Consider the following 13,154-nt stretch of genomic DNA (forward strand, 5'->3'; position numbering starts at 1 on the left):
TGAGAAATTTTCTATCTGTGACAAAATCAAACTACACTTATGCATTTATCAATCAATTAATTTATTGAAAAATATAGAATACAGTTAAAAATTTAGAACAATAATTATTTGCCATTATGGCTATTTTTAAAAAAGAACAAATAACCATATAAACTGTCCCATACAGAATCATATAGCATTAAAAACATTGAGATTCCAGATGATTATTTATCATATATAATGATGCCAAATAACAAATAAGTTACCAAAATAAAAATTTGATTTGATTTATATAAGAAAGAAATATCAGCTATATTTATATCAATATTAAAAAAATAACGACTAACCCTACAGAATTCATTAAAATAAAATCAAGATATATTGCATTTCATCATAAAGCGCATATAATCAATAGAACTTATTACAATATCAATTGGACTATAAAATGGCTAGTTCATCTATAAAAAAAGAAGATAGTATAAAGGTGGCTCTTATTGATTGGTTAATAGAACGAGACGAATTAAATGATGATGCAGTATTAATCAATGAACTCCCTATTGCAAACTTCAGCAGACGCGTTGATCTCGCAGTGGCAAATGGTAAACTCCATGCATATGAAATTAAAAGCGACTCTGACAGTCTAGCCAGACTCGAAGGACAAATATCCACATACAGACTCTATTTTGATAAAGTTACATTAGTTTGTGCGCCAAAATTTACTGAAAAAGCCTTATCGATTCTACCCAATGATATTGAAATATTAGAAATCAGGAAAAACAATAGTGGAATAATTAACACTTTTATAAAAAAGAGACGTGGACGTACATGCAAAATTTCCGAAGATAGGCTTATTTTTTCTTTTGTCAACAAAAAAGAAATAGTTAAATTTATAAGAAAAAATGGTTATACATGCCATCCCTCTGAGATGAGAGAGAATTTATATAATTTAACAAAAAACATCTCAACTGAGAAGAAAAGGGATTTTACAATAAATTATTTAAAAATAAAATATAAACTTTCTTTTAAAAACTTCATAAACAATAAAAATTCCAATTCAACTTCTTCTGAAAATATTTCATTATTGAGTAATAATAAGATCAAAAGGAATCTTAATAAATCTAAAAAAGATGAAGAACTTAAACATATTGATATTTCAGCTTATCAAAAACCTATAAATACCTATGCTATAAATATAGCAAAAAACTTATCATTTATAGGTATTAAATCTCATGTTCCTGTTTATATTATTCCACGAAAGAAAATTGCCTCTTAAAGAGGCAATTCTAAAAAATAATGGCAATATATTACCATTCAACAGAATTACATTCATCTGTATCATCATCATTGATATGAGACAATACACCATCTTCTATAAACCTAATCATTCTTTCTATATGTAAATTTACTCGTACCGAAATCCATTTAGATGGCGACTTAAAGCGATTCACATTACCTTCTCTAACAGATCTAATGATTTCTGTCCCCCAAACCTCCAATGAATCATCCCATCCCTCATCTGTAATGATGTCTTTTGCTGCTAATTGATATATACCCGTTATCTTTCAAGTTGCCTCTTTGTTGGCGGCACTCACTCACCCCGGTCACAGAGTTATCTATGCTCCCGGGGATTCGCTCTCTTGCCGTCGCGATCCATCTTGAAATCCATTGGGTATAGCTCATCTCTCTGATTACTACCAGCTCGACGCTCAAAACGCCAAACTCCTGGTGTAGGATAATCTATTCGTGCAACGAACCTCACGTAACTTCCTGGATAAAATTCTCCATGAATACTTGCTGAATCACCATATAAAGCAACTTTTTCACCACCTATTGCAAGATAATTCTGCCACTCCAACATACTAATAGCCCCACTTTCTTTACCATATTCAGCAAACGTACGTGGAAAACTGGTACCAGAGCTAACGACCTCTATTCCAGAATCAACATCTCTAAGCATATTGATTCCTCTAATAGTTGCATCTAAACATATATCTTGACGAGAGCTATCTATTTGCCCTACATCCAATATAAATAATACATTACTTATATCATCAACTACTGATGCTGCCGTTGTCGCAGCCAGTAAATCATGCGACTTTAGCGGGTTAATTTTAACTACAAACCTACCAAAAGAAGATTCCAATTTTTCAAGCTGCTTGACATAATCCCGTTGACCCAAATCCTTATATAAAATCGCTGCTGGAATAATTTTATTATATTTTTCCTTCTGGTTTTTTAAAAAATTGATCCAATTACTAAAATGTTTATCAGATAAATGCAATGAATCTGAATCGATACACTTCAAAACTGGATCATTTGAGATTTCTATAATTGATTCGTTATTAAAAGAATCAAACCATTTATCAATAGCTGAATCAGCATCCTGTCCACCTTTAAGCTTTGTCAGAGACACAACTGGTAAAAACTTACTTTTTGTTGACTCACCGATATTACTAACACCTTCTAACTCAGACTGTCTGGTTCTTATAGATGGAAAATACCTATAGTCCGAAAATTTTTTCATTCTAGACTCCTTTTGGATATCGAATATTGATATTAAAAATCACCAAATCACATTATCCTCAAGAAAATTGAGGCATTAACTTAATAGGATTAAGATAATAAATAATTATTAATCTGTGGAAAATAATTCCTTCCTTTTATAATTCATGAAATATTATATTAAATTTCAATCAATTAATAAGACATGAGAAAAACCAAATTATTGCACCTTTATCCCGTTTATCAGGTAGAAAACATCTTAAACACAGCCATGCTTAACAAACTAATAATAACTTCTATCGCATTAAATACCCTAAACCTCTCAATCTCATAGAATATACATTGTTGTCATCTCGAGAAAAAATCAATAAAAGAAAATTAACTTAAAGGAAAAAATTTCTGATCTTTTATCGCATTATTTTTTCAACTTTACTATGTTTTTATACCTATAAATTATTTCTTGCGATAAGAATCACAAACATAGCAATTCTTACCCAATACAAAAATAATCGCATAGTTGAATTAATAACGATAAATTTAAAAACCCATTAATAGATAAATTAATATCATATAAAAACCAAATTAATTAATAGAAAAAATCATAATTAATATAAATTTTTAAAAGAAAATACTCCAACACATAAATACTTTAGACCTTTAACCACTAAATATCACTTGAAAACATGGTAATACCTCTCTCATCTCTTATATTAAATCACTACTTTTCAGGTAATAAATTTCACGCTTAACCCCCACCTGAAGCGATCCACTCCCCCTTCCCCTTGAATACAACTTGTTATTTTCAAAAGGATAAATGACAATCAATAACATCTTTCAAGAGCTGGAGTAAATCATGACTGATATCACTAAGTTGTTAGGCAAAGATGCAGACAGTTTATTGCAACATCGTTGTAGTACCATTCCGAGTGAAAATCTTTATCTGCCAGGTTCCGATTTTGTTGACCGAGTAATGATCGACAATAACCGGCCAAATACGGTTTTGCGTTCCATGCAGACACTGTTGAACCATGGTCGTCTCGCAGGCACTGGCTATTTATCTATTTTACCCGTGGATCAAGGCGTAGAACATTCTGCTGCCGCTTCTTTTGCAGCTAATCCACTCTATTTTGATCCGAAGAATATCGTTGAACTGGCTATTGAAGCAGGTTGTAACTGTGTGGCCTCTACTTATGGCGTGTTATCCTCAGTTTCCCGCCGTTATGCCCATAAGATCCCGTTTTTGGTTAAACTGAACCATAATGAAACATTGAGTTATCCTGCTCAATATGATCAGACTTTATATGCCAGTGTTGAACAGGCGTTTGAGATGGGTGCCGTAGCTGTTGGTGCAACGATTTACTTTGGCTCTGTCGAATCACGACGTCAAATTGAGGAAATTTCAGCAGCTTTTGAACGGGCACATGAACTAGGAATGGTAACCGTCCTGTGGGCCTACCTGCGTAATTCTGCTTTCAAAAAAGAGGGGGTAGATTATCACGCTAGTGCAGATTTAACAGGCCAAGCTAACCATCTGGCAGCGACTATCGGCGCCGATATCGTTAAACAGAAGATGGCTGAAAATAACGGGGGCTATACTGCTATTGGGTTTGGTCATACAGATAAACGTGTTTATGCTAATTTGACTACCGATCATCCGATCGATCTAGTGCGTTATCAGATAGCTAACTGCTACATGGGTCGTGCTGGCCTTATTAATTCAGGTGGGGCATCTGGTGATAATGATCTGAGTGATTCAATTCGTACCGCAGTAATCAATAAACGCGCGGGCGGTATGGGATTAATTCTCGGTCGTAAGGCTTTCAAAAAGTCTATGAAAGATGGCATTGAACTAATTAATGCCGTCCAAGATGTTTATCTGGATAATCAAGTCACAATAGCTTAATACAGCTTGTCGTAGATAATGGTGATAATGAACAAGATGATCAAAGCGCTATAAATTCTGAGCCAGACGTCTTACTCGTTATCACCTTCAATAGTTACTCTCACCACCACTGATGAAAATGATGTACCGGCCCAATTCCCTTTCCTACTTCAAGGGAATCTGCACGCTCTAACGCAGCCTGGAGATAAGATTTGGCTACAGGAAGCGTCGTCTGCCAATCTGAATAACGTGGGCGCAAAGCAGCTAATGCAGCGGAAAGAGTACACCCTGTACCATGAGTGTGACGTGTGTTGATTCTGGGAGCAGTGAAACGCCATTCTCCATTACTAGTAAATAACCAGTCAGGACTTTCACAGTCTATAAGGTGACCGCCTTTAAGTAGAACCGCTTCACATCCCAACGATAACAATTCACGCCCTTGCTTTTGCATCTCTGTTTCAGTTTTTGCAACTGAACATTTCAGCATAGTTGCGGCCTCTGGCAAGTTTGGCGTAATCAACGAAACCTTAGGTAATAATTGCTCAACAACTAAGGAAACTGCTTCCGGTACCAGAAGCGGATCTCCACTTTTCGCAACCATTACCGTATCCAATACAATATAAGGGATTGAATAACGACTTATTGCATCTGCAACCACTGCAACATTAGCCGCATTAGATAACATGCCTATTTTGGCGCTATCGATTCTGATATCTGACAGCACAGACTCCAGTTGTGCAGCAACGAAAGCGGGATCTATGTTATAGACAGACTGCACACCACAAGTATTTTGTGCAACAAGAGCTGTCATTACTGTTGTGCCATAGGCCCCAAGCGCGGAGAAAGTTTTCAGATCAGCCTGAATGCCAGCACCACAACTAGGATCAGTTCCAGCAATTGTCAGCGTATTGATTCTCAATATAATTACCCCTTCCAACCAGCAAAAGATAAAGCAGGTATCAGGAAGAAGACACCATGACTTCCCTACACTGGCATTATCCAGATCAGGTATTACGGGTTCATCTCAGCTCAGTTAAAAGCGCCCCGAGTCAAAACAAAAACACCCTATCAGATAACTAACAGGGTGATATCAGTATGTCATTGTTGCCAATAAACAATAAATCAGACAACAAAATTTACTCTGTCAATCAAAAACGATCGACGAAAAGAAGTTATGCTGTGGTGACATTTGCCGCAGAAGGACCTTTCTGGCCATCCTGAATTTCAAACTCAACTTTTTGACCTTCCGCCAGGGTCTTAAAACCATCGCTCTGAATAGCGCTAAAATGTACAAACACATCTTTGCTACCATCAGCTGGAGTAATAAAACCAAAACCTTTAGATTCGTTGAACCACTTTACAGTACCAGTGATTTTTGCCATTTTAAGAATTTCCTTTGGATCACTTAATTCTAATTCGCCATTTTGGCGCAACATAAAAACCAGAGCGAGTTGCTGTTATTAACAGAACCGTATAACAGAACCGTACCTCGTTTACCCGAACGATTTATCACATATTCTTAATATGATGGCAAGCCATTTTTTATCAGCTATAGAGCTAACGCACATATTTAAAATTCTTAACAACAATTATTGTTTAACATAACTGCAAAAATTTGAAAATCCAAGGTTATCCTAATTAGATTACAGTTTATCCACTCAACAAAACCGCAGATAACATAAATAATTTTAATTTATTTTGCCGATCTTATTATTAGAATTTTTATATCTATGCTATGTCTATCTGCGCCAATCTCCCCCTTTTGAGTGAAAAAAAATCAACACATTTTCAATATCCATCGGCTAAAATATGAGTATCAAATATAGCCATTTAATACATATAACATCTTAATATTTATTTTTCGTTTAACTTTTATTAAGAATAGCAAGAGTAGAATTCCTGAATTTAGATGTTTGTCATATTTTATATAACTCGAAGGAATCCCCCCAATTTATGTCGTCGGGGGATTGGAGCAATAAATAATGAAGTTTGATTTGACCACAGCTTATACCCTATCAGTAACCCTTTTAGTCTCATCCGGGGCAGTGCTTGCAACCACAGCAGATACCGCCAGTAAATCATCAACGACGACGACAGCCAACACATCAACTGGTTATAGCAATCACTCAGATAGCTTGTGGGAAACATTCAACAATAATGTTGCCCTCACCTGGGATGCGCCCAACAATGAATTTTATCTTCCAGCAATTACCTGGCATAACAGATATACCTACGATAAAGAGAAGACCGATAAATATAATGAACGTCCCTGGGGTTTCGGTTATGGTAAATACCGCTATGACAGAGACAATGATTGGCATTCCCTCTACGCAATGGCTTTTATGGATTCTCATAACCGCCTGGAGCCCATTATTGGCTATGGATTTCAGAAAATGTGGATACCGGGTGATTTAGATGGCTTCCGGCTGGGTGTTGGTTTTACTCTGAGTGTTACAGCTCGTCACGATTATTACTATGTCCCTATTCCACTCCCATTACCACTGTTCTCTGTAGAATATGATCGACTATCATTTCAAGGAACATACATTCCGGGCACATATAATAACGGCAACGTATTCTTCGCTTGGTTACGCTGGCAATGGTAACGTCAAAACACCAGACTATTATATCAGTCTGGTGTTTGATAGTGACAATCCGGGTATTACATTATCCTTGGTTCATTGTTTTCAATTTATCCCGATGGGAACGAGATATCAGGAATCCAATCCATAAAACACTAATCCAGAATGGCATCAGAATGACTGAAATACGGATACTTTCTGTCATCAAAATAATGACAAGAATAAAGGCAAGGAAAACCAAACACAGATAATTACTGAATGGGTACCAGAATGCTTTAAACGATGGTTCTACACCCTCTTTAACTTTCTGTGCCCGAAATTTTAAATGAGCCATACAAATCATGACCCAGTTAATAACCAGCGTTGTTACTACCAATGCCATCAGCAACTCAAGGGCTTTGCCTGGCATCACATAGTTAATTAATACACCAATTGAGGTTACTAACGCAGATATCACGATAGCCCTAATCGGAACTCCATTCCTATTAATTTTCGTTAAAATCTTAGGAGCATTACCTTGCTTTGCTAAACCATACAGCATACGGCTGTTACAATATACGCCGCTGTTATAAACAGACAATGCAGCAGTCAAAACAACAATATTCAGAATATTCGCCACCCAGAAACTATCCAGGTTATGAAAAATCATTACAAATGGACTTTCACCTTCAACAACATAACTCCACGGATAAAGCGACAGTAGCACAGTCAGAGAACCAATATAGAAAATCAGTATTCTATATACCACCTGGTTAGTTGCTTTAGGAATGCTAATTCGTGGGTTCTCTGCCTCAGCAGCTGTAACGCCAACCAATTCCAGTCCACCAAAAGAGAACATAAGCACAGCCATTGCCATAATAAGACCAGAAGCCCCATTAGGCATAAAACCACCATATTGCCAAAGATTAGTGATACTGGCCTGTGGACCTCCATTACCACTGACTAATAGATAAGCGCCAAAAATAATCATACAGATAATTGCAGCAACTTTAATAATTGCAAACCAAAATTCTGTTTCACCATATAATCGAACATTAATTAAATTTACGCTATTGATTAAAACAAAAAATACCATCGCAGATACCCAAGTCGGAATATCAGGCCACCAGTAATGAATATACATTCCCACAGCCGTTAATTCTGCCATTCCGACCAGAGTAAACATTACCCAGTAATTCCACCCCGATAAGAAACCGGGAAAATCTCCCCAATATTTATATGCAAAATGACTAAACGATCCAGCTACTGGTTCTTCAACAACCATCTCTCCCAGCTGACGCATAATCAAAAATGCGATAAAACCTGCAATCGAGTATCCTAAAAGTACGGAGGGACCTGCCATTTTTATGGTTTGTGCAATACCGAGAAACAACCCAGTCCCGACAGCTCCCCCTAAGGCAATAAGCTGAATATGTCGGTTTTTTAAACCGCGTTTAAGTGTTGATTGCTGCGATTGTCCTGCCATTTTGTCCTCTTGCTGCAACTTTTATTTTGTTATGAGTGGGAAAACAACCGATTCCCATTTATCCCCTTCATCCTCCAAGTTGCTGCTTTGTTGACTGCGTTCACTTGCCGCCGCGCTGCAATTTGAAATCTATTGGGTATATCTGCTTTGCTCAAAGCAGACAAAATACTAGCCTTAAAAGGTGGATACTGAACATATATGTTAGCACAGATACAGCAAGGGAGAATGACTGATGAGTATCAACAACTAATCAGAAAGGAAGATATCGGGTCACAAAACATATACCTGAATCAAACTTTTCACCCTGATCACAGTAACGATCCAAAGCCAACAAGTACAAGAACAGACATATTCCAAGTAATACTAAAATTGCAATGGTTTTTTTTATGTCCAATTCTATTTCCTTAAGCTTAATCAGCACTCAATACATAAAGAATAAATTCAAGAAATTATATTTTACAGTAATGAAAATAAGAAAAATATCCATCCGGTGCTTCTGTTGTGGAGAAATCACACTGACACCGTACCCTGCCAGTAAATACGCCAAAACGAATTAAACAAGTACTGAATTATAGGGATTCTATTCACTAAAACAAAAAAATCAATTGTCACATTTAGTTACAATCTCACCCACTATGCCAACGCTTTGTCATATTTAAAAAAAGTTGTGTATACTTCTTTTCACTTTCAACCAGAACGAAATTGTTAATGCCACAGGATAATCACTTAGCACTTGTATACGCTCTCAGCAAATGGATTGAGAATCACCTTGGCCGGGTAATCCATCTGGAGGAACTGGCAGCTTACTCTGGCTATTCGCTTTGGCATATGCAGAAGATATTCAAGGAAATTACTGGAATTTCTCTTGGCAAATATATCCGCCAACGACGTCTGGCTGGTGCTGTTCACCTTCTAAGAAACAGCTCTTTGTCTATTTTCGATATCGCCCTGGATTTTGGCTTTGGTTCACAGTCTCATTTTACTTACATGTTCCGCAAAGAGTATGGCATAACACCTTATGATTTCCGGCAGAACCCAGATATTGAGCTTGAGGTAAAACTACCTCTTCACTTCGCCAATAGCTGTTCATGACACTATCATCAGGAAAAGAAACGCCTTTAAGCGGGAATTACAAATTACACAACAAAGCAGCGGTACCTAATCAGGCTTTCAGGAGAGAGAAATGTCAATAAAATTGATCGCCATTGATCTTGATGGCACTTTACTGAACGAAAGTCATCAGATCACTCCCCCAGTCAAGCAAGCTATTCATTATGCCAGAAAACAAGGAATTCATATTGTTCTGGCTTCTGGTCGGCCTTTTATTGGCATCCAGCGATACTTACAGGAATTAGAGCTGAACGAAACTAGCAGTTACTGCATCAGTAACAATGGTAGTGTTGTCCATCAGGCAAATGATGGTGAACATTTGCTAGAAAATTTATTGGATTTTGAAGACTATCTGTTTTTTGAATCACTCTCCCGTGAAATTGGCGTTCATCTTCATGCTTTAGAATTTAATAAAATATATACTGCCAACCGTGATATCAGTCCATATACCGTCAGAGAAGCTTTCCTCACCGACACGCCTCTAATTTATTGTCCTGTTAATGAAATGGACAACGAGATGCATTTCACTAAATTAATGATGATAGATCATCCAAACATCCTCAGTGATGCTATTAATTTCATTCCAGTAGACGCTTATGAACACTATACGTTGATGCAGAGCAGTCCCTATTTTCTAGAAATTCTCAGCAAAGAAGTCAACAAAGGCACTGCTATCAAAGCCATCGCTGATCATCTGGGTATCACCAGAGATAAAATTATGTGTATCGGTGATCACAATAATGACTTAGCTATGATCGAATTCGCCGGTGTTGGTGTTGCAATGGGGAATGCCGAACAAAGTGTTAAAGATATCGCTCAATTTATTACCGCAACAAATGAACAAGATGGAGTAGCAATAGCGATAAATAAGTTCCTATAAAGTAGCTTATTTTATAAAACAAAAAAATTTACTGATAATTATTTAATCTTAAATTATATAACTAAACGGAAAAATTTCGTTTAGTTATTCTAATTTGTTACCATGCTTGTTTCATTTTTACTCTGCTATTGGGCAAAGCAATAAGATCCCGAAGCCTGAATGCATCCTCTGACTGAATAATAAGCAGGTTAGATTTTCAGAAATATATGAGGTTGGGGCTTCATCAAGAATGCCCCACCTCATTACTGCTTCTATCTCAATAGGCAGTTATTCTTCACCTAATTCTCTGTCACGTTGAACCAAATAAATCAATACCAGAATGATAGTTACAAAGAAACGGAAAGCGCTGGATACACCATTCCATTGTTTAGACATCCACATCCCAAACCATTCACCTCCAATTGACATAAATGCCACCTGCCAAGTCAGAAAACCCAAAGTCAGGCCAGCTATCGCAATAGCTTTCTTCTTATTAAAGACAGCAGCATTAGATTTTAAATTCGCCAGTAAGAGAATACCACCGATCCAACACAGTACCGCGGTAAGCGTTTCTAGAAAAATAATTCCAATATAACCAATATGATGTAATACAGGTGAATTGATTGCTCGATAAGTAATGGCAGTATCAGGGAAAACAGCATCCATCATGAATACATGCTGTACAAATGCGAAATTAGTACCATAATCTGTAATGTTGCCAAAAGCGACCAATGTAGCAAACAAGGCAATTGCACAGACAGTCAGAGCTTTAGATAAGCGAATAATCATTTGTTGAGTCCTTAAAGAATAAGAATAACTTAAGCACTACCAAGATCACAAAGCCTACAAACTATCATATAACTTAACAATCATCACCTTATTATCACATATTCAATCGTATGATTATCTTTAGGATATTTCTATCCAATTTGGGATTTATATTTTTCTGTTCATACCATCATCAAATCAGTTATTATCTATTTAATATTTATTTACCTGACTATTCTTTATGGATGATTCTCTGTTTAATGCAATAAAAAGCTATTTCAGGCAAAAACTGAGTAGAATAGATTATATTATCAGCTTTATTACAGCGGCGGTTATTCTCGGAGCGCTGATTTTCTTCTCTGGTTATCTGGCAGAAAACAATTATGCCTCCTATATGCAATATGAATTATCAATATGGTTGTACATGATTTCGATTGGCTTATGGGCGATGTGCTCCTTCGCCACTGTTTACTATTTGATCATGAAAACAGCTTTCAGGTTTAATAGTACGGGGTTATATGGCTGGCCAATATCTATTTTTATTTATCTATGCAGTGTCTTACCAAACTATCTTTCTGACAGAATAATCATGTATTCACCACTTATCAGCCTTGTCGGAATTATTCTTGCGTTTACTCTCCCTGCAAGAAAAAACAATGATAAAAGGTAATCTTGATCCTATATATCATGAATTTTATTTAATTTTACCTATTGGTAATAGTCGTTATAAAATAAGCGACTATTACTTAGATAAAGAAAACTTATCATCTTATTACTACTGAATATCTGACCATTTAGCAATATCCTATTTTTACCCTTGTTGAAATAATTAACTATTAAAAATAACGAAAGAGATCTGGATTCAATACAGCGGGAACTGATAATTCTCGATTAAGAATCGTCGGGGTAAACAGTGATAACAGATTAAAATAAAGTAAAGATGAGTTCGAAGAATAAACCATGAAAATTTATAATACTGATTATCAGAAAAACCATGCCACAAAAGCCACTTTTATAAAGTTACTTCTGTGACATGATCTTACTCTGATATCAAAACTATCTTTTATACTTCTCAACCAACGCCAAAGCTATTGACTCAGTTTGTGCATCAGGATTACCACTGATGTCATCTGGCCTAAAATGCATCTGGAATGCACTGATTGTTTTACGAGTATCTTCATCAAGTACACCCGTTTGTGGAATGGTATAGCCATATTTTTCTAATGTTTTCTGTATTAACTCAACAGAAACCTTTGCATTCCATTTTCTACCGGCCATGTATTTTTCAACAGTCGCATCATCAGGCCATGCACCAATACCTTGTTCGGCCAACCTCTTCCAAGGAAAAAGTCTACCTGGGTCATACTTTCTCAGCGGAGCAATATCACTGTGACCGATGACATTTTTCGGTTCAATGTCATAACGCTGGATAATATCTTTTGCCAAACGCGTTAATAGATCGAGCTGCTGCTCATTAAATGGATACCATTCTTTCTCAAGCAACCTTTCCGTGAATCCTTTATTGACAATTTCAATTCCAATAGAGGTATCATTCAAGTCTTTCCGGCCATTCCATGCACTAACACCCGCATGCCATGCCCTTTTATCTTCAGGAACCAACTGCAAAATGACAGGTTTCCCTCTCACATAATTCGGTAATGATGGAATCAAATAATGAGCACTGACACCACCTTGAGTTAATATACGTAAAGAATCTTCGTCATTGACAGCGGTATAGTGAAATACCAAAAACCTTATCCGGTCATTCTGACTTTGTGAAGGAAAGGAGCTATCAACTTTATAAGTGCCCCTATCTTCCAGATGACGCTGACTAGAACACCCGGCTAATAGCATGAATAAGCCAACTAATATGATCTTCTTCATAATCTCCCTGTTCCACCTATTAATTGAAAACAAGATAATAACACAAAGAAATCAAATGAATACAAAATAAAATTTATGTTTTATATGGTTTTTTTTATAAGCTATGGATTTTGTTCTTGATGT

General features: G+C 36.4%; 13 protein-coding genes and 1 riboswitch. Of the genes, 5 read left to right on the forward strand and 8 right to left on the reverse strand.

From position 1 onward, the window contains the following. The first annotated feature begins 424 nt into the window (after positions 1-424). Positions 425-1,252, forward strand: a complete 828-nt coding sequence (locus C5469_RS04245; protein ID WP_166302756.1) for a sce7726 family protein — start codon at positions 425-427, stop codon at positions 1,250-1,252. Between the two features lie 31 nt (positions 1,253-1,283). Here the strand turns inward: C5469_RS04245 and C5469_RS24400 are convergent, their stop codons facing one another. Both C5469_RS24400 and C5469_RS04255 read right to left on the reverse strand, forming a co-directional pair. Next, entirely contained in the window at positions 1,284-1,538 is a 255-nt protein-coding gene (locus C5469_RS24400; protein ID WP_166303004.1) for a beta family protein, read from the reverse strand. Positions 1,539-1,588: 50 nt separating this feature from the next. Beyond that, on the reverse strand, positions 1,589-2,503 hold the full coding sequence (locus tag C5469_RS04255; RefSeq protein ID WP_166302759.1) for a beta family protein: 915 nt from the start codon (positions 2,501-2,503) through the stop codon (positions 1,589-1,591). An 831-nt stretch (positions 2,504-3,334) separates the two neighbouring features. Between C5469_RS04255 and fbaB the strand changes: the two genes are divergently transcribed. Next, on the forward strand, positions 3,335-4,384 hold the full coding sequence (gene fbaB / locus C5469_RS04260) for a class I fructose-bisphosphate aldolase (RefSeq protein WP_166302764.1): 1,050 nt from the start codon (positions 3,335-3,337) through the stop codon (positions 4,382-4,384). 100 nt (positions 4,385-4,484) lie between these two features. Here fbaB and thiD read toward each other — a convergent pair whose 3' ends face one another. Together thiD and cspE are read right to left on the reverse strand one after the other, a co-directional pair. Further along, positions 4,485-5,282 (reverse strand): bifunctional hydroxymethylpyrimidine kinase/phosphomethylpyrimidine kinase, encoded by a 798-nt coding sequence (gene thiD / locus C5469_RS04265; protein ID WP_166302767.1) that lies wholly within the window; start codon positions 5,280-5,282, stop codon positions 4,485-4,487. Positions 5,283-5,327: 45 nt separating this feature from the next. Further along, positions 5,328-5,420: riboswitch (TPP riboswitch) on the reverse strand. Positions 5,421-5,535: 115 nt separating this feature from the next. After that, positions 5,536-5,745, reverse strand: coding sequence for a transcription antiterminator/RNA stability regulator CspE (gene cspE / locus C5469_RS04270; RefSeq protein ID WP_015833897.1), 210 nt, complete (start codon positions 5,743-5,745; stop codon positions 5,536-5,538). 600 nt (positions 5,746-6,345) lie between these two features. On the opposite strand from cspE, the gene pagP reads away from it, so the two are divergent. After that, positions 6,346-6,969 (forward strand): lipid IV(A) palmitoyltransferase PagP, encoded by a 624-nt coding sequence (pagP, locus tag C5469_RS04275; protein WP_166302770.1) that lies wholly within the window; start codon positions 6,346-6,348, stop codon positions 6,967-6,969. Between the two features lie 61 nt (positions 6,970-7,030). Here the strand turns inward: pagP and C5469_RS04280 are convergent, their stop codons facing one another. Next, complete coding sequence (locus C5469_RS04280; protein ID WP_166302773.1) at positions 7,031-8,410, reverse strand: amino acid permease; 1,380 nt, start codon at positions 8,408-8,410, stop codon at positions 7,031-7,033. Positions 8,411-8,660: 250 nt separating this feature from the next. Continuing rightward, on the reverse strand, positions 8,661-8,831 hold the full coding sequence (gene mgrB / locus C5469_RS24205; protein WP_339413664.1) for a PhoP/PhoQ regulatory lipoprotein MgrB: 171 nt from the start codon (positions 8,829-8,831) through the stop codon (positions 8,661-8,663). 287 nt (positions 8,832-9,118) lie between these two features. On the opposite strand from mgrB, the gene C5469_RS04290 reads away from it, so the two are divergent. Continuing rightward, positions 9,119-9,502: a helix-turn-helix domain-containing protein gene (locus tag C5469_RS04290; RefSeq protein ID WP_054478268.1), complete on the forward strand. Its 384-nt coding sequence runs from the start codon at positions 9,119-9,121 to the stop codon at positions 9,500-9,502. 91 nt (positions 9,503-9,593) lie between these two features. After that, positions 9,594-10,400 carry a sugar-phosphatase gene (gene yidA / locus C5469_RS04295; protein ID WP_166302776.1) on the forward strand — a complete coding sequence of 269 codons (807 nt, stop codon included), beginning with the start codon at positions 9,594-9,596 and terminating at the stop codon, positions 10,398-10,400. A 267-nt stretch (positions 10,401-10,667) separates the two neighbouring features. Here the strand turns inward: yidA and C5469_RS04300 are convergent, their stop codons facing one another. Continuing rightward, a complete protein-coding gene (locus C5469_RS04300; protein WP_166302779.1) occupies positions 10,668-11,168 on the reverse strand; it encodes a DUF2165 family protein in 501 nt (166 codons plus the stop codon). A gap of 1,035 nt (positions 11,169-12,203) precedes the next feature. Then, positions 12,204-13,031 carry an N-acetylmuramoyl-L-alanine amidase gene (locus C5469_RS04305; protein WP_166302782.1) on the reverse strand — a complete coding sequence of 276 codons (828 nt, stop codon included), beginning with the start codon at positions 13,029-13,031 and terminating at the stop codon, positions 12,204-12,206. Between the last annotated feature and the right edge of the window lie 123 nt (positions 13,032-13,154).

This window comes from Photorhabdus cinerea, assembly GCF_011189575.1.
Classification (GTDB): domain Bacteria; phylum Pseudomonadota; class Gammaproteobacteria; order Enterobacterales; family Enterobacteriaceae; genus Photorhabdus; species Photorhabdus cinerea.